The 17,137-nt window shown below is 71.8% G+C and carries 14 protein-coding genes; all 14 read right to left on the bottom strand.

Annotated features, from left to right (window positions below; all coding sequences use genetic code 11):
• Nucleotides 1-268: 268 nt before the first annotated feature.
• Nucleotides 269-1,606, bottom strand: coding sequence for a DivIVA domain-containing protein (locus tag HS99_RS20570; protein WP_030282905.1), 1,338 nt, complete (start codon nucleotides 1,604-1,606; stop codon nucleotides 269-271).
• 59 nt (nucleotides 1,607-1,665) lie between these two features.
• Nucleotides 1,666-1,947, bottom strand: coding sequence for a YggT family protein (locus HS99_RS20565; protein ID WP_030282903.1), 282 nt, complete (start codon nucleotides 1,945-1,947; stop codon nucleotides 1,666-1,668).
• A 98-nt stretch (nucleotides 1,948-2,045) separates the two neighbouring features.
• Nucleotides 2,046-2,654 (bottom strand): cell division protein SepF, encoded by a 609-nt coding sequence (locus HS99_RS20560; RefSeq protein WP_030282899.1) that lies wholly within the window; start codon nucleotides 2,652-2,654, stop codon nucleotides 2,046-2,048.
• 297 nt (nucleotides 2,655-2,951) lie between these two features.
• Complete coding sequence (locus HS99_RS20555; protein WP_078938957.1) at nucleotides 2,952-3,764, bottom strand: YggS family pyridoxal phosphate-dependent enzyme; 813 nt, start codon at nucleotides 3,762-3,764, stop codon at nucleotides 2,952-2,954.
• Nucleotides 3,764-4,495 (bottom strand): peptidoglycan editing factor PgeF, encoded by a 732-nt coding sequence (gene pgeF, locus HS99_RS20550; protein ID WP_030282896.1) that lies wholly within the window; start codon nucleotides 4,493-4,495, stop codon nucleotides 3,764-3,766. Before pgeF ends, HS99_RS20555 begins: the two co-directional genes overlap by 1 nt.
• Complete coding sequence (ftsZ, locus tag HS99_RS20545; protein ID WP_030282894.1) at nucleotides 4,492-5,727, bottom strand: cell division protein FtsZ; 1,236 nt, start codon at nucleotides 5,725-5,727, stop codon at nucleotides 4,492-4,494. The genes pgeF and ftsZ overlap by 4 nt, the downstream gene beginning before the upstream one ends.
• Before the next feature lie 363 nt (nucleotides 5,728-6,090).
• A complete protein-coding gene (locus tag HS99_RS20540) occupies nucleotides 6,091-6,867 on the bottom strand; it encodes a cell division protein FtsQ/DivIB (protein WP_050366825.1) in 777 nt (258 codons plus the stop codon).
• The gene (gene murG / locus HS99_RS20535; protein WP_030282889.1) at nucleotides 6,860-7,966 is read right to left on the bottom strand and encodes an undecaprenyldiphospho-muramoylpentapeptide beta-N-acetylglucosaminyltransferase; all 1,107 of its coding nucleotides are present in this window, start codon (nucleotides 7,964-7,966) and stop codon (nucleotides 6,860-6,862) included. Before murG ends, HS99_RS20540 begins: the two co-directional genes overlap by 8 nt.
• Nucleotides 7,967-7,972: 6 nt before the next feature.
• Nucleotides 7,973-9,313 carry a putative lipid II flippase FtsW gene (gene ftsW / locus HS99_RS20530; protein ID WP_030597102.1) on the bottom strand — a complete coding sequence of 447 codons (1,341 nt, stop codon included), beginning with the start codon at nucleotides 9,311-9,313 and terminating at the stop codon, nucleotides 7,973-7,975.
• A gap of 106 nt (nucleotides 9,314-9,419) precedes the next feature.
• Entirely contained in the window at nucleotides 9,420-10,874 is a 1,455-nt protein-coding gene (gene murD / locus HS99_RS20525) for a UDP-N-acetylmuramoyl-L-alanine--D-glutamate ligase (RefSeq protein ID WP_030282885.1), read from the bottom strand.
• Nucleotides 10,871-11,932: a phospho-N-acetylmuramoyl-pentapeptide-transferase gene (gene mraY, locus HS99_RS20520; RefSeq protein ID WP_030282883.1), complete on the bottom strand. Its 1,062-nt coding sequence runs from the start codon at nucleotides 11,930-11,932 to the stop codon at nucleotides 10,871-10,873. Before mraY ends, murD begins: the two co-directional genes overlap by 4 nt.
• Entirely contained in the window at nucleotides 11,932-13,335 is a 1,404-nt protein-coding gene (locus HS99_RS20515) for a UDP-N-acetylmuramoyl-tripeptide--D-alanyl-D-alanine ligase (RefSeq protein ID WP_030282882.1), read from the bottom strand. The genes mraY and HS99_RS20515 overlap by 1 nt, the downstream gene beginning before the upstream one ends.
• Nucleotides 13,332-14,897 carry a UDP-N-acetylmuramoyl-L-alanyl-D-glutamate--2,6-diaminopimelate ligase gene (locus tag HS99_RS20510; protein WP_030597105.1) on the bottom strand — a complete coding sequence of 522 codons (1,566 nt, stop codon included), beginning with the start codon at nucleotides 14,895-14,897 and terminating at the stop codon, nucleotides 13,332-13,334. The genes HS99_RS20515 and HS99_RS20510 overlap by 4 nt, the downstream gene beginning before the upstream one ends.
• A 93-nt stretch (nucleotides 14,898-14,990) precedes the next feature.
• Entirely contained in the window at nucleotides 14,991-17,036 is a 2,046-nt protein-coding gene (locus tag HS99_RS20505; RefSeq protein WP_030282880.1) for a peptidoglycan D,D-transpeptidase FtsI family protein, read from the bottom strand.
• Nucleotides 17,037-17,137 lie beyond the last annotated feature (101 nt).

Below are 17,137 nucleotides of genomic sequence, written 5' to 3'. Positions count from 1 at the left end.
GCCGCCCAGCTCCCCCGAGCCGGGCGGCGGTTTCCTTTTTCCCCAACCCCCTCACCGGCGCCCACACCCCTCGTGGGCGCGCAGGCAACGCCCCGCGCGCCCACGGGAAGCCGTACTCCTCGCCCGACCAGGCGAGAGGGAGCCGCCCCGGCGCCACCCACCCTCCCGAGAGCCCCACCACCAGCCCCCCACGGAACACAAAAAAGGGCGCCCCCTCCCCGACCCGGAGGTCGGACAGGGGACGCCCTCAACAAACCCGGCTACAACCTCAGTTGTCGCCGTCCTCGTCAATCAGGAAGCCCCGCATCGGCGCCGGAGCCTGCTGCATCGGCTGCGGCGGCTGCGGCCGGACGGCCGCCATCGGCTGGGTCATCCCGGCCGGCTGCATCTGCGGCGCACCACTGTTGCCACCGCCCTGCCCGCCGAAGCTCGGCGCCGGCGCGTTCCCTCCGAAGGAGCTCTGCCCACCGAACGACGGCGAGTTGCCACCGAACGAAGGCTGGTTCCCACCGAAGGAAGGCGCGGAGCCCATCGAGCCCCCACCGGCCGGCGCCATCGACGACGCCGCCGGCGGCAGCGACGCGGTGGCGGGGATCCGCGGCGGCGCGAGCGAGTCGTCGGCCTGCGACTCCAGCTGACGCAGCTGGGTCTCCAGGTACGACTTCAGACGCGTCCGGTACTCACGCTCGAACGCCCGCAGGTCCTCGACCTTGCGCTCCAGCGTGGCCCGCGCGGACTCCAGCGACCCCATCGCGACGCGGTGCTTCTCCTGCGCGTCCCGCTCCAGGGCGTCGGCCTTGGCCCGGGCGTCGCGCTCCAGACCCTCGGCCCGGCTGCGCGCCTCGCCGACGATCTTATTGGCCTCGGAGCGGGCCTCGGAGATCGCCTGGTCGGCGGTCTGCTGGGCGAGCGCCAGGACGCGGGCGGCGCTGTCGCCACCGGGACCCTGCTGCTGCATCGGGCCGCCGAGCGGGCCGCCCATCTGCTGCGGCGGGCCACCCATGGGGCCGCCCATCGGCTGCATCTGCTGCTGCTGGCCCATGCCCTGGCCCATCGGGTTGCCCATCTGCTGCGGGCCACCGGGACCGCCCATGGGCTGGAGCATCTGACCACCCATCGGCTGGACCAGCTGCTGCTGGCCGCCCATGGTCTGGTTCATCTGCTGCGGGCCACCGGGGCCCATCGGACCGCCCTGGCCGGCCGGGAGCTGCGGCGCACCGGAGGGCAGGCCGAGCGGCTGGTTGCCCATCTGCTGCTGCTGGGGACCACCGGGGCCCATCTGCTGCGGGCCGCCGGGGCCCATCTGCTGCTGGCCACCCGGACCCTGCTGGCCGGGGACCGGCGGGCCGGATATGGCGGCCGGGACGGGAGCGGCCGGACGCTGGGCGTCCTGCGGCGGCTCCTTCCGCATGTTGGCCTGGTTCTGCGCGGCGGCGCGAGTCGCGGCGGCCAGCTTGGCGCGCAGGTCCTCGTTCTCCCGGAGGAGGCGGGTCAGCTCCGCCTCGACCTCGTCGAGGAAGGCATCGACCTCGTCCTCGTCATAGCCTTCACGCAGGCGGACGGTCGTGAACTGCTTGTTCCGAACGTCCTCGGGGGTCAATGGCATCTCTTCACCTCAACGTGATCGTCGGCACACCGGCATCCTGTCGCATCGCTCACCTACGACTAGGGGTGCACAAGCGAGATCAGGACATACACAATGATCATCAGTACGAAGAAGGACAGGTCGAGCGCCACGCCCCCGAAACGCAACGGCGGAATGAACCGCCGAAGAAGCTTGAGCGGCGGATCCGTGACAGTGTACGTGGCCTCCAGGACCAGGACCATGGCCTTGCCGGGCCGCCACGAACGCGCGAACTGGAAGACCCAGTCCATGACCAGTCGAACGAGCAGGAACACCAGGAAGACGGTCAGGGCGTAGTAGAGCACCGCCCACACGATGTCCATCGCGTTTCCCTCTCCCCGGTCCCGGGCCCTAGGGCCTGCCGCTCGTCACCTGTCGCCAACCACTGTTGATCAGATCCACACGTAAAGTCGTGGCCGGGTCAGCTCTGGTTGAAGAACCCACCCTCGGCGATCCGAGCCTTGTCCTCCGCCGTGACATCGACGTTAGCAGGCGACAGCAGGAACACCTTCTGTGTCACGCGCTCGATACTGCCGTGCAGACCGAAGACGAGTCCAGCGGCGAAGTCTACGAGTCGCTTCGCGTCCGTGTCGTCCATCTCGGTCAGATTCATGATCACGGGGGTACCGCCGCGGAACTGTTCCCCGATGGTACGGGCCTCGTTGTAGGTCCGGGGGTGCAACGTGGTGATGCGGTAGGGCTCTCGTTCGTTCACTACCTTGGGCATGATCACCGGTGCGCTCTTCTCCAGGTTGTGGCGGCGTTCGGGTGTGATGGACGACACGGGGGCCATCCTCGGGGTCTCCTGCCGGATCGGCACCGCGGCCGGGACCGGCTGCGGGGTGATCGAGGAGACCGGAGCGGGGGCGGGAGCGGCTGCCGGCCGGGGGATGTCCTCGGTCCGCTGCCCGGTACGGATCGGCTCGGGGTCCGCGTCGTAGTCGTCGTCGGGGTCGTACCCCTGGCCGTCGTACGTCTCGTCCTCCACGAGGCCGAGGTAGACCGCCATCTTGCGCATTGCGCCGGCCATGCTCCTGTCTCCTCCGCTCATGGCCACCTCGCTGGCGCTCGGTGGCTGCTTCGCGAAGCCGCGCACCTTCCATCGGTCGCGCGCTCCGCTCGCTCCGTGCGAACCGTCCCCGCGGCCGGGGCCACGGCCCTGCCTGCGGATTCCCCGGCCGGCCCGCGACGGCCCGTCAAGGCGACGCGCCGTCAGAGTCCGTGGGCTGGAGGCCGCGGAGCTGCGATCCACGGTTGGCTAGCGCTTCTGAAAGCTGCTAGTTTCTGTCCTATTTTGTCCTGCAGTCTGATCTACTACCCGGTGACGTTACCCGAGGGGTGACCTCACTCCGAGCACCGCCGTTCCGACGCGCACATGTGTCGCTCCGGCGGCAATCGCCTGCTCAAGGTCACCGCTCATGCCTGCGGAGACCATGGTGGCAGCCGGATGGGCCGCCCGTACGGCGGTTGCGATTTCCGCCAGCCGCTCGAAGGCGCGGGCCGGGTTCCCGGCCAGCGGACCGGCCAGTGGAGCGACGGTCATCACACCGTCCAGGCGAAGGCCGGGCGTGTCGGCGATCGCGTTGGCGAGTTCCGCGACGTCCTGGGGGGCGACCCCGGCCCGGTGCGCGCTCTCGCCGCCCGCGGCGGCGCCGCTGATCGACGCTTCCTTGTCGAGGGCCACCTGCACCAGGCAACCGAGCTCCGGCCGCCCGGACTTGAGCACGGCCGCCGAGAGCGACTCGACCAGCCGCAGCCGGTCGACCGAGTGCACGTGGTTCGCGTACCGGACGACCGAGCGGACCTTGTTGGTCTGCAGCTGTCCGACGAAGTGCCAGTCAAGAGGAAGGTTTCTGCACTGCTCGGCCTTGGGCGCGGCGTCCTGGTCCCGGTTCTCCGCGACGTCCGTCACACCCAGTCCGGCCAGCAGTGCGGTGTCCTCGGCCGGGTAGGTCTTGGTGACGACGATCAGGGTGACGTCCTCGCGCGGACGTCCGGCGGCCGCACAGGCGTCCGCGATCCGCCGCTCGACCACTTCGAGGTTGGTGCCGAGTTCCTCGTACCGGGCCAGCTGGCTCTCCGTCAGAGCCTGCGAGAACGCGGCGCTCCCCGGGAACGGTCCGTAGATGTCGTTCGTCATCAGTGATCAGAGCCCAACCAGACGTAGCTCGCGAGCCGGCCCGTGCGCTGCTCGCGGCGATAGGAGAAGTGATCGGCGGATTCGAGGGTGCAGACCGGGGAACGCACCAGCTCGGTGACCCCTGCCGCGGCCAGCTGGGCCGCGACTCCCTCCGGCACGTCCAGCGCCGGGGTCCCCCAGGAGGTCTCGGCGAAGGCCGCCGGGACGACCCCGGCGACCTCGGCGCGCAGCTGGGCCGGCACCTCGTAGCACCGACCGCAGACCGCGGGGCCGGTGGCGGCGGTGATCCGCGCCGGCTCGGCCCCCAGTTCGACCATCGCACTGACGGCCGCGGCCACCACTCCGGCCGCCAGTCCGGGCCGGCCCGCGTGGGCCGCGCCCACCACGCCCGCCACCGGGTCGGCCAGCAGCACCGGGGTGCAGTCCGCGGTCAGCACCGCGAGCGCGAGCGGCCGGTCGGTGACCACCGCGTCCACCGTCGGGGCCTCGCCCAGCGGCTGGCGCTCGGTCACCACGGCCACCTCGGCGCCGTGCACCTGGTTCATCCAGACCACGTCGGCCGGGTTCAGCCCCAGCTCCCGGGCCGCGATCTCCCGGTTCTCCCGGACGGCCTCCGGGTCGTCCCCGACCGCGCCGCCGAGGTTGAGCTCCCCGTACGGCGAAGTGCTCACCCCGCCCCACCGATCGGTGAAGGCGAAGTGAGCACCCGCGCGGACAGCGTGATCGATCACTTAAGGAAATCCGGGACGTCGAGCTCCTCGGCCGGGCTCTCCACGAACGGCTGCCGGGTCGACTGCTGCACCTGCGGCGGCACCGAAGCGGCGGTGGTCGTGGCGGCCTGGGTCTCGGCCGAACGGGTCGGGGCGGCCTGGGCCTCCCCCTCGGACCGGGACGTCACCGAGCCGATGCTCCCGTACGACGGACGGCCGGCCGGGCGCTCCGGGGCGGCCGGCGGGGTGGCCGGGGCGGCGGGGGTGGTGGACTTCACCACCGGGTCGCGGACGATCGCCGGCGGCTGACCGCCGTCGAAGCCGGCCGCGATGACGGTGACCCGCACCTCGTCGCCGAGCGCGTCGTCGATGACCGCACCGAAGATGATGTTCGCCTCGGGGTGGGCGGCCTCGCTGACCAGCTGGGCCGACTCGTTGATCTCGAACAGGCCGAGGTCGGAGCCGCCCGAGATGGACAGCAGCACGCCGCGGGCGCCGTCGATCGAGGCCTCCAGCAGCGGCGAGGAGATCGCCATCACGGCGGCCGCCTTGGCACGGTCCTCGCCGCGGGCCGAGCCGATGCCCATGAGCGCCGAACCGGCGTCCGACATGACGGACTTGACGTCGGCGAAGTCGAGGTTGATCAGACCCGGGGTGGTGATCAGGTCGGTGATGCCCTGGACACCGGAGAGCAGGACCTGGTCCGCCGAGCGGAACGCGTCGAGCACACTGACCTGGCGGTCCGAGATGGACAGCAGCCGGTCGTTGGGGATCACGATGAGGGTGTCGACCTCTTCGCGCAGGGCGGCGATGCCGTCCTCGGCCTGGTTGGCCCGGCGACGGCCCTCGAAGGTGAAGGGGCGGGTGACCACGCCGATGGTCAGGGCGCCCAGCGAGCGGGCGATGTTGGCGACGACAGGCGCGCCGCCCGTGCCCGTGCCACCGCCCTCGCCGGCGGTCACGAAGACCATGTCGGCCCCCTTGAGGACCTCCTCGATCTCCTCGCGGTGGTCCTCGGCGGCCTTGCGGCCGACCTCGGGGTTGGCGCCGGCGCCGAGGCCCCGGGTGAGTTCACGGCCCACATCGAGCTTGACGTCGGCGTCGCTCATGAGGAGGGCCTGCGCATCGGTGTTGATCGCGATGAACTCGACGCCCTTGAGACCGACCTCGATCATCCGGTTGATGGCGTTGACACCACCGCCGCCGATTCCGACGACCTTGATGACTGCGAGGTAGTTCTGCGGTGCTGCCACGTCGAAGGCCTCTCGCCTCGAATTTCCGGGTCGGTGCGGCCCGACGGTGGGCCGTACCGACGGATGTCGATGGGTAGGGAGCCTGGTTTCTGACTGAATGTCCGAAATGCCGACCGCCGACCCCAACCCTAAACTTGACCTTTAGGGTTAGTCCTGTGCCTCCGTCACATCACCAACGGACACAGTCTGGTGACACAGGACACTAGGTGGCTCCGGGCACGCGTTTCAACGAACACGCCGAGCTTCCCTTTTTCTTTTGAGCCTATGTGATCATCGGCCGGCAATGGAAACCGGGGTGACCACCAAGGGTCGGGCCGACACTTCGAGGCGTCAACCCCTCCCTCGGGCACAGAATCTAGCGGATCAACCCGACACCGCCGGCGCCTCCGGCGCGGTCACGTCGAACACGGTGCCCTTCTGCTTCATCAGCGCCAGCAGCACCCGGGCCTTCCGGTCGGTCTGTTCGGGACTCCCCCAACGCACCGTCGCACCCCCGCTGAGCTGCAGTTCGATGTCGTCGTAGGAATGCACGAGGAGCGATCCGGCCCGCTTGGCGATCTCCGGCGGGAGCCCGGCGGCCACCGCCACCGCGCCCTGCACCAGCTGCGCCCGGGAGATCACTCCGTCCACGTCCTTCGCGGGCTGGCTGAGGCGCAGTTCCACCACCGGCACGCCCTGCGGCGGGGTCGCCTCGGTGGCGAAGCTCACGCCGACGGCATCCACCTGGGTGAACTGGCCGTCGTCCCCCTTGACGGCGGCCACCGCGGTCCGCTGCACCACCTTGACCTGCAGGGTGTGCGGCCAGCCCCGCCAGACCTCGGCCTTCGCCACCCGGGGGATCGCCTCCACCCGGTGCCGGACGGCGTCCAGGTCGACCCGGGCCAGCGGGCCGTCGGCCAGCCCGCCGACCGCGCCGCGGACCTGGTCCGCCGTCAGCTTGTCGTCCGTCGGGCCCTGGACGGCGACGTCGCGCACGTCCAGCACCGACGAGAAGAACACCACCCAGGCCAGCACGCCCAGCACCGCTGCGCCGAGCACGCTCAGCACCACGATGCCCCGCCGGGAGAGCCGGAGGCGGGGAGCGGACTCCTCCCCCTCCAGCTCCTCCTCCAACGGGTCGGCGAGCCGGCCGTCAGCCACGGCGGCGACCGCCGCGGTGTGCCTGGATCGCCTCGTACACCATCCCGACCAGCAGGTCGTCGGCGTCCCGGCGGCCGAACTCGGCGGCGGCGCGGCTCATGTCCCACAGCCGCTGGGGGTCGGTGAGCACCGGCAGCACGTTCTGCAGCACCCAGTCCGGGGTCAGCTCGGCGTCGTCCACCAGCAGGCCGCCGCCGGCCTTGACCATCGGCTGGGCGTTCAGCCGCTGTTCGCCGTTGCCGATCGGCAGCGGTACGAAGGCGGCGGGCAGACCGACGGCCGCCAGCTCGGCCACGGTCATGGCACCGGCCCGGCAGAGCATCAGGTCGGCCGCCGCGTAGGCGAGGTCCATCCGGTCGACGTACGGCACCGCGCGGTACGGCGGCATCCCGGGGACGTCGGCGACCTGCGGCAACTCGTTCTTCGGGCCGACCGCGTGCAGGATCTGCACGCCGTACTGCTGCAGTCGCGGGGCGATCGCGGTGATGGTCTCGTTGAGCCGGCGCGCGCCCTGGGAGCCGCCGGAGACCAGCAGGGTGGGCAGCCGCTGGTCGAGGCCGAAGTACTGGCGGGCCTCCGGCCGGGTGGCGTTGCGGTCCAGGGTGGCGATGGTCCGGCGCAGCGGGATGCCGATGTACCGGGAGTCGCGCAGCTTGCTGTCCGGGGTGGAGACCGCGACGAAGTCGGTGTAGCGGGCGCCGATCTTGTTGGCCAGACCCGGACGGGCGTTGGCCTCGTGCACCACGATCGGCACCCCGGCCCGCTTGGCGGCCAGGTACGCGGGCATCGCGACGTAGCCGCCGAAACCGACCACGGCGTCGGCGTTGACCCGCTCGATGATCTCCTGGGCAGCCCGCACGGTGCCGCGCAGCCGGCCGGGGACGGTGATCAGCTCGGGGGTGGGCTTGCGGGGCAGCGGGACGGCCGGAATGAGCTCCAGCTGGTAGCCGCGCTCGGGTACCAGGCGGGTCTCCAGCCCCTTCTCGGTGCCCAGGGCGGTGATCCCGATGGACGGGTCGTGCCTGCGGAGGGCGTCCGCGAGGGCCATGGCCGGCTCGATGTGACCGGCGGTCCCCCCGCCGGCGAGTACGACATGCACCGAAATTCACCGCTCCCTGCGTGCCGGCCCGGGGGCCGGGCGCGCTGTGGTTCGTCGTCGTGGCAGCACCCGGGCCAGTCGCTTCCTGATCCGGGAGTTCTTGCTCCGGGCGGCCAGGGCCGCCTTCGCGCCCGAGGAGCTGCGTGCCAGGCACAGCAGCACCCCGATCGCGGACATGGCCGACAGCATGGCGGAACCGCCGTAGGAGAACAGCGGGAGCGGGACCCCCGCGATGGGCAGCAGTCCCAGCGCCGACCCCAGGTTGATCATGGCCTGCGCCATGATCCAGGTGGTGGCGGCTCCCGCGGCGTACCTGACGAAGGGATCCTTCGTACCGATGGCCACACGGATACCCGCGTAGCCTAGTGCCGCAAAGAGACCGATCACCGACAGCGTCCCCACCAGGCCCAGTTCCTCGCCGGTCGCGGCGAAGATGAAGTCGGTGTGCGCCTCGGGCAGCTGGCCCCACTTCTCCACGCCGGCGCCCAGGCCGGTGCCGAATCCGCCGCCGAGCGCGAACGAGTACACGCCGTGCAGGGCCTGGAAGCAGGCGCCCTCCGGATCGAGCTTGGTGACGCCGATGCAGCCCAGCCGCTCGGCCCGGTGCGGGACGGTGATCACCAGGGCGGTGCAGACCACGACCGCCACCCCGAGGGTGGCCACGAACAGCCGCAGCGGTGCGCCGACCATCCACAGCAGCGCGAACACCATGGCCACCAGGATCATCGAGGTGCCCATGTCGCCGCCGATCATGATCAGCGCGAGCAGCAGCAGGGCGCCCGGCACCAGCGGCACCAGCAGGTGCTTCCAGGAGGTGAGGGTGCCGGCCTTCTGCTTGCGGGCGAGCAGGTCGGCGCCCCAGAGCACCAGTGCGAGCTTGGCGAACTCGGACGGCTGGAACTGGAAGAAGCCGAAATCCAGCCAGTTCTGGTTGCCGTTGATCCGCACCCCGATACCGGGCACGGCGACCAGCGCCAGCGCGCCGATCACCCCGAACATCACCGGGTAGACGATCACCCGCAGCACCGCCACCGGGACGGAGGCGAAACCGATCAGCAGGACCAGGCCGAGGATGGCCGCGATCAGCTGCTTGAGGAAGTAGTACTGCGCGGTGTGGTGCTGGTTCAGCGCCAGGATCTGCGAGGCCGAGAAGACCATCATCAGGCCGAGCACGACCAGCAGCAGGGTGGTCCCGACCACCAGCAGGTAGGGCGTGAGCGGCCGGTCCAGCCAGTACCGGACGCGGGCCCGGAAGGCCCGCAACCGTCCCAGCGGACCGGCCGACTTGTACTTGGTCGTGGTGGCGGAGATCACTCGCCACGGCTCGGCGGCGTCCTGCTTCGTCACGCCGGAATCCGCCCTGCCCTGCCCCGCCACCGCGCTCCGCTCCTTCTCTCCGAGGCCCGTTCGCCTCCGGACCGCTCCGCGCCGAGGCCCAGGGCTCGGCCCAGGCTCACTCGCCGGAGTCGGCCAGCTCCCGGACGGCCGCCGCGAAGAGGTCGCCGCGCTCGCCGTAGTTGGTGAACATGTCCATCGACGCGCAGGCCGGAGCCAGCAGCACCGTGTCACCCGATCGGGCGAGCGATGCGGCCGTTCGAACGACCGCGGTCATCGCCACCGCGCCAGTCTGGCCCTCGGCCGCATCGATCACCGGCACATCCGGAGCGTGTCGCTCCAGCGCCTCGCGGATCAGCGCCCGGTCCTGCCCGATCAGCACGACCGCCCGCAGCCGCTCGGCCGCGCCCTGGACCAGGTCGTCGAAGGTCGCGCCCTTGGCCAGTCCCCCGGCGATCCAGACGATCGGCCGGTAGGCCGCCAGCGAGGCCGCGGCGGCGTGGGTGTTGGTGGCCTTGGAGTCGTCGATGTACGTGACCTCGCGGACCGTACCGACCTCGGCGATCCGGTGGGCGTCCGGGCGGAAGGCCCGCAGGCCCTCCCGGACGGCCTTCGGCTCGACCCCGTACGCCCGGGCCAGCGCCGCCGCGGCGAGCGCGTTGGCGATGTTGTGCGGGGCCGGCGGGTTGACGTCCTCGACGGCGCCCAGCTCGGCCGCGTTCCTGGCCCGGTCCTCGACGAAGGCGCGGTCGACCAGGAGGCCGTCCACCACGCCGAAGTTCGACGGGCCGGGCGCGCCGAGGCCGAAACCGATCGCCCGGCAGCCCTCCTCGACGTCGGCCTCCCGGACCAGCGCCTCGGTGGCCGGGTCGGCCAGGTTGTACACGCAGGCCACCACGTTGCCCTCGTAGATCCGGCCCTTGTCGGCGGCGTACGCCTCCATCGAGCCGTGCCAGTCGAGGTGGTCCGGGGCCAGGTTGAGCACCGCCGCCGAGTACGGGCGCAGCGAGGGCGCCCAGTGCAGCTGGTAGCTGGAGAGCTCGACGGCGAGCACGTCGTACGGCTCCTCGGCGAGCACCGCGTCCAGCACCGAGACCCCGACGTTGCCGACGGCGGCGGTGCGCTTGCCGGCCGCGGTGAGGATCGAGGCGAGCATCTGGACGGTGGTGGTCTTGCCGTTGGTGCCGGTGACGGCCAGCCAGGGGGCGGGCTCGCCGGTGCCCGGCAGCGGCTTGCGCAGCCGCCAGGCCAGCTCGACGTCGCCCCAGACCGGCACCCCGGCCGCCTCGGCGGCGGCGAACAGCGGGCTGTCGGGCGCCCAGCCGGGCGAGGTGACGACCAGTTCGGTGCCCTCGGGCAGGCTCGCGCCGTCGCCCAGGCGCACCGCGACGCCGAGCGCCTCCAGCTCGGCGGCGCGGGCCCTGAGGCCCTCGCCGCCGCCGCCGTCCACCACGGTGACGCGGGCGCCGAGGCCGTTCAGGACGCGCGCGGCGCTGATGCCCGAGACGCCGAGGCCCGCGACCACCACGGGCAGGTCATTGAGCTGTGACTCGATCATCTGGGGGTTCGTCATCCGGTCCGGTATCCCGCGTAGAAGAGGCCGAGGCCGACGGCCACGCACAGGCCCTGGATGATCCAGAAGCGGACCACGACCAGGACCTCGCTCCAGCCCTTGAGTTCGAAGTGGTGCTGCAGTGGTGCCATCTTGAAGACGCGCTTGCCGGTCATCCGGAAGGAGCCGACCTGGATGATCACCGACAGGGTGATGATCATGAACAGGCCGCCGAGCATGATCAGCAGCAGCTCGGTGCGCGAGCAGATCGCGAGGCCGGCCAGGGCGCCGCCGAGGGCGAGCGAGCCGGTGTCACCCATGAAGATCTTGGCGGGCGAGGTGTTCCACCACAGGAAGCCGAAGCAGGAGCCCATCAGGGCCGAGGCGACCACCGCGAGGTCCAGTGGGTCGCGCACGTCGTAGCAGGCGCCGGTGGCGGAGATGAAGTAGGCGCAGCTCTGGGTGTACTCCCAGACGCCGATGAAGGTGTAGGCGCCGAAGGCCATCACCGAGGCGCCGGTGGCGAGGCCGTCGAGACCGTCCGTCAGGTTCACGCCGTTGGAGGTCGCCGCGATCATGAAGTACGCGAAGATGACGAACAGCACCGGGCCGATCGACCAGCTGAAGTCGCGGACGAAGGACAGCTTCTCGGAGGCCGGGCTCAGTCCCCGGTCGTCGTGGAACTGCAGCGCCAGGACGGCGAACACCAGACCGACAATCGACTGGCCGGCCAGCTTCGCCTTGGCCCGCAGGCCGAGCGAGCGGCGCTTGACGACCTTGATGTAGTCGTCCAGGAAGCCCACCAGGCCGAGGCCCGCGGTCAGGAAGAGCACCAGCAGCCCCGAGGCGGTCGGGGTGTCGCCCGTTATCGCCTTCGTGGCGAAGTACGCGATCAGGGTCGCCAGGATGAAGGCGATGCCGCCCATGGTGGGCGTGCCCTTCTTGCTGTGGTGCGCCTTGGGGCCGTCGTCACGGATGTACTGGCCGTAGCCCTGCCGGGCGAGCAGCTTGATCAGGGCGGGCGTGCCGACCAGCGAGAGGATCAGGCCGATCATCCCGGAGAAGAGGATCTGCTTCATCATCGGGCAGCACCGTCCGCCAGGAGGGCCTCGGCCACCTTCTCCAGCCCCACCGAACGGGACGCCTTCACCAGGACCACATCCCCCGGCCGAAGCTGACTGCGCAGCAGTTCGACCGCCGCGTCCGCGTCGGACACCAGCACCGACTCCTCACCCCACGAACCTTCGTTCCTCGCGCCGAGTTCCATGCAGGCCGCCTCGCGTCCGCCGACCGCCACCAGCTTGGTGACGTCCAGCCGGACGGCGAGCCGCCCGATGGCGTCGTGCTCGGCCAGGCTGTCCTCGCCGAGCTCCCGCATCTCGCCGAGCACCGCCCAGGTGCGGCGGCGCTCCGGACCGCGGCCGCCCATCGAGACCAGCGCCCGCAGCGCGGCCCGCATCGAGTCGGGGTTCGCGTTGTAGGCGTCGTTGACGACGGTGACACCATCGGCCCGGTCGACGACCTCCATGCGCCAGCGGGACAGCGCACCCGCCTCGCCCAGGGCTGCCGCGGTGTCGTCGACGGTCATCCCGAGCTCCGTCGCCACCGCGGCGGCGGCGAGGGCGTTCGAGACGTGGTGCTCACCGTACAGGCGCAGCTGCACGGGCGCGGAACCGGCCGGGGTGGTGAGCGTGAACGACGGCCGACCGGTGGCGTCCAGGCGAACGTCGGTCGCCCGGACGTGGGCGTCCGGGGACTCCCCGAACAGGACCACCTTCGCCTTGGTGCGCGAGGCCATCGCGCGCACCAGCCGGTCGTCCGCGTTCAGGATCGCGGCGCCGTCGGCGGGCAGCGCCTCGACCAGCTCGCCCTTGGCCTCGGCGATCGCCTCCTGGGAGCCGAACTCGCCGACGTGGGCGGTGCCGACGTTGAGCACCAGGCCGATCCGCGGCGGGGTGATCGAGGTGAGGTACTCGATGTCGCCCTTGTGCCGGGCGCCCATCTCCATCACCAGGTGCCGGGTGCTCTCCTCGACCCGCAGCGCGGTCATCGGGTGGCCGATCTCGTTGTTCAACGAGCCGGGCGGGAAGACGGTCTCGCCGTGGCGCCGGAGCAGCTGGGCGATCAGGTCCTTGGTGCTGGTCTTGCCGGCCGAGCCGGTCAGCGCGACCACGGCGGTGCCCTCGGCGCGGGCGACCACGGTCCGGGCCAGCCTGCCGAGCGCCTCCACCACACTGTCGACCAGGACGGCGGGCACGCCGACCGGGCGGGAGGCCAGCACCGCGACGGCGCCGGCCTCGACCGCCGTGGCGGCGTAGTCGTGGCCGTCCACGTTCTCGCCGACGAAGGCCGCGAACAGGCCGCCGGGGCTCACCTTCCGCGAGTCGACCTCGACCGGGCCGGTGACCACGGTGTCCGGGTCGGCGCCGTCCAGGGTGCCTCCGACGGCGGCGGCCACCTCGGCGAGGGTCAGTGCGATCACTGCTGCTCTACTCCTCGGTCGCCCCGCGCGGCCGTGGTCCGCGCGATGGATTCGCGCAGCACCTCCCGGTCGTCGAAGGGGCGGATCTCGTCTCGTACGTACTGGCCGAGCTCGTGGCCCTTTCCGGCCACCAGCACGGTGTCCCCCGCCTGGGCGCGGGCCACCGCGAGCTCGATCGCCTCGGCCCGGTCGGGCACGACCAGGACGTCCCCGCGCTCGGCCTCGGGCACCGCGGCGGCGCCGGTCAGCATGCTGGCGAGGATCGTCAGCGGGTCCTCGCTGCGCGGGTTGTCGCTGGTCAGCAGGGCGGTGTCGGCGAGCCGGGCGGCGATGGCGCCCATCGGGCCGCGCTTGTGCGGGTCACGGTCGCCGCCACAGCCGACGACGACGTGCAGCCGGCCCTTGGTGACCTCGCGCAGCGATCCGAGGACGGCCTCCAGAGCGTCCGGCTTGTGGGCGTAGTCCACCACGGCGACGAACGGCTGTCCGGCGTCCACCCGCTCCAGCCTGCCCGGCACGCCGGCCACGGCGGCGACACCGGCCACGGCCCGCTCCAGCGGCAGCCCGGCGGTGACCAGCACGGTGATCGCGGCCAGCGCGTTGGCGACGTTGAACGGGCCGGGCAGCGGGACGGAGGCATCCGCCCCGGCGCCGTCCGGGCCGACCACCCGGAAGGTGGAGCCGGTCGGGCCGAGCTGGACGTCCAGGGCCCGCCAGTGCGCACCGGCGTCGCCGGTCGCGGAGAAGGTGGTCACCGGGATCTTCGCCTCGGCGGCGAGCCGGCGCCCGTACCCGTCGTCCAGGTTGACCACGCCGTGGCGGGACTTGCCGGGCTGGAAGAGCCGGGCCTTCGCCTGGAAGTAGTCCTCCATGTCCGGGTGGAAGTCGAGGTGCTCGGGGGTGAGGTTGTTGAACAGCGCGACGTCGTACGCCACCCCGTCGGTGCGGCCGAAGACCAGGGCGTGGCTGGAGACCTCCATGGTCACCGCGTCCGCGCCGCGCTCGGCCATCACGCCGAGGATCGCGTGCAGGTCGGTGGCCTCGGGGGTGGTGCGCTCGCTCTTGATCCGCTCCTGGCCGACCCGCATCTCGACGGTGCCGATCACGCCCGGGCTGCGCCCGGCGCCACGCAGACCGCCCTCGACCAGGTACGAGGTGGTGGTCTTGCCGTTGGTGCCGGTCAGCCCGATCATCAGCAGCCGCTCGGACGGGTGGCCGTAGACGATCGCGGCCAGCTCGCCCATCCGGGCCCGCGGCCGGTCGACGACCAGCAGCGGCAGGCCGGTCGGGGCGGCCAGCTCGGCGCCCGCCGGATCGGTCAGCACGGCCACCGCGCCGGCCTCCGCGGCCTTGCCGGCGAAGGCCGCGCCGTGGTGGTTGGCGCCCGGGAAGGCCACGTACACGTCACCGGGGCGTACCGCGCGGGAGTCGTGGGTGACACCGGTGACGGCGCCGCCCTCGACGGGCGGCAGACCCAGCCGGCCGGCCAGCTCGGCGAGCGGCAGGGCGGCGGTCCCGGTCGGGCGGGGCGGACTCACGGGGGTTTGATCGGGTTTCGGCACGGCGGGAAGGCTATCCGCCGAAGGGTGCCCAGGGCCAAACCGGGCCTCCTCCGCGCCGCTGTCCAGACCGGCCCGCTGGTTGCTCATCCTCGCTCACGGCTTCCACTCGACGGGCAGGTTCGGCGCCTGGCTGCCGCTCGGCGGGACCTGCATGGTCTTCAGGGTGAACTCCATCACCTGCTTGAACACCGGGCCGCACAGCTGTCCCCCGAAGTGGCCGTTGACCGGCCCCTGGAGGGTGCAGGAGACGGTGTAGCGGGGGGCGTCGGCCGGGGCGAAGCCGATGAAGGAGGCGGTGTAGCCGTCGTAGCCCTTGCCGTCGGCGGCGCCCCGGTTGGCGGTGCCGGTCTTCCCGGCGACCCGGTAGCCGGGGATGGCGGCCTTGCCGCCGGTGCCCTGCTCGTCGTCGACGACCGACTCCAGCATCGAGGTGAGGGTCTTCGCGGTTTCCTCGCTGACCACCCGGGTCTGCTCGCCGGGCGGGGTCGCGGTGTACTTGCCGTCCGGCCCGGTAATGCCCTGGACGATGCTGGGCGCGACCCGGACCCCGCCGTTGGCGATGGTCGAGTACACCGAGGTCGCCTGCAACGCGTTCATCTGCAGCGGGCCCTGGCCGAAGGAGATGTTGTACTTCTCCGAGGCGACCAGGTCCTCCGGTTTCTTGAGCATCCCGGGAGTCTCGCCGGGGAAGTTCAGGCCGGTCGGCCGGGCCACCCCGAACTTGCGCATGTAGCCGTCGAGGATCTGGTTGGCCTTCAGCTGGTCACCGTCGCCGAGGGTCTCGACCGCCTCGATGGTGCCGATGTTGGAGGACTTGGCGAGCACCCCGGCCAGGGTCAGGTACCAGTCGCCGTGCTCGACATCGTCCTTGAACTGCTGCCCGGCCCGGACCAGCCGGTTGGGCACGGTGACCCTGGTGTCCCAGTTGGCCTTCCCCGAGTCCAGGACGGCGGCCAGGCTCATCAGCTTGGCGGTGCTGCCCGGCTCGTAGGCGTCCACCAGGGCCGGGTTGCCCATCTGGGACTGCTTGGAGAGGCTCAGGTCGTTGGGGTTGAAGCCGGGCGCGCTGGCCATCGCGATGACCTGGCCGGTCTTCACGTCCTGGACCACCACGTAGCCCTTCTCCGCGCCGGAGTTGGCCACCTGGTCGGTGATCGCCCGCTGGGCCGCCCACTGGACGTCCCGGTTGATGGTCAGCTTGACGTCGCTGCCGGGCACGGCCGGGTCCATCGAGCCGCCGGCGGTGGGCACCAGCCGGCCGCCCGCCTGGGCGTAGCTGCTGTGGCCGTCCTTGCCGGCCAGCTGCTTCTGGTACTGCAGCTCCAGCCCGCCGGCGCCCTCGCCCTCGCCGTTGACGAAGCCGACGAGGTTGGCGGCCAGCCCGTCGGCCGGGTAGATCCGCTTCTGGGTCTCCCGGTTGAACACCCCGGCCAGCGGGTTGGCGCACTCGTTGTCCACCCGGGTGCGCCCGCCCTGGTCGGCGGGCTTGCCGAGCAGCTTCTTCTGGGCCTGGCAGGCGCGCGAGCCGGCCTGCTTCTCCAGGCTCGACTTGAGGTCGCTGATCTGGTTCTTGGCGGCCGGGGTCTGCTGGGAGGCGAGCCGCTTGTAGCGGGTCTTGGGGGTGTGGAGGTCGGCGGCGATCCGGTCCTTGGCGACGCCGATGATCGGCGACAGCAGGGCGGCCGCCTGCTCCGGCGCGTCCGGGATGCCGGTCGCCGCGGGGGTGAACATCGCCGGGTCGGCGGTGATGTCGTACGCGTCCACGGTGGCGGCCAGCGCGACGCCGTCGGAGGACATTATCGAGCCGCGCTCGGCGGTGATCGGGATGTTCTGGTAGCGGTTGGTGTTGGCGTCGGCGGCCAGCGCGTCGGCGTCCACCAGCTGCAGCTGCACCAGCCGCCCGGCGAAGACCGAGAACACCAGCGACAGCGCCACCGTGATCACCCGCAGCCGGCGCTTCGGCTCGGCCAGCTTCAGCGGTCTCGGGCGCTGCGGCAGCCGGGACTTCGGGCGCGGCCGCACCGCCGCCTGGCTGCGGGCCGGCGGACGGCCCTCCGGGCGGCGCTGCTGCGGCGCGCGCGGGGTACGGCCCACGGCGGCGGACTTGGCGGGCTGCGCCTTGGCGGACTGGCTCCGCACGGGCTGGGCCTTCGCGGGCTGGGGTTTCGCCGGCTGACCCTTCGGGGCCTGAGGCTTGGCGGCCTGGCCGCGGGCGGCGCTCTGGCCCTTCGCGGGCTGGC

This window comes from Kitasatospora aureofaciens, assembly GCF_001188955.3.
Lineage (GTDB): Bacteria > Actinomycetota > Actinomycetes > Streptomycetales > Streptomycetaceae > Kitasatospora > Kitasatospora aureofaciens.
This window is presented reverse-complemented; position numbering and strand designations above follow the sequence as displayed.

Bases quoted from the DNA above. Each gene is read 5' to 3' on its own strand.
- HS99_RS20570 (WP_030282905.1), bottom strand. From the start codon at position 1,606: ATGCCATTGACCCCCGAGGACGTTCGGAACAAGCAGTTCACGACCGTC.
- HS99_RS20565 (WP_030282903.1), bottom strand. From the start codon at position 1,947: ATGGACATCGTGTGGGCGGTGCTCTACTACGCCCTGACCGTCTTCCTG.
- HS99_RS20560 (WP_030282899.1), bottom strand. From the start codon at position 2,654: ATGGCCGGCGCAATGCGCAAGATGGCGGTCTACCTCGGCCTCGTGGAG.
- HS99_RS20555 (WP_078938957.1), bottom strand. From the start codon at position 3,764: ATGACGAACGACATCTACGGACCGTTCCCGGGGAGCGCCGCGTTCTCG.
- murD (WP_030282885.1), bottom strand. From the start codon at position 10,874: ATGACGAACCCCCAGATGATCGAGTCACAGCTCAATGACCTGCCCGTG.
- mraY (WP_030282883.1), bottom strand. From the start codon at position 11,932: ATGAAGCAGATCCTCTTCTCCGGGATGATCGGCCTGATCCTCTCGCTG.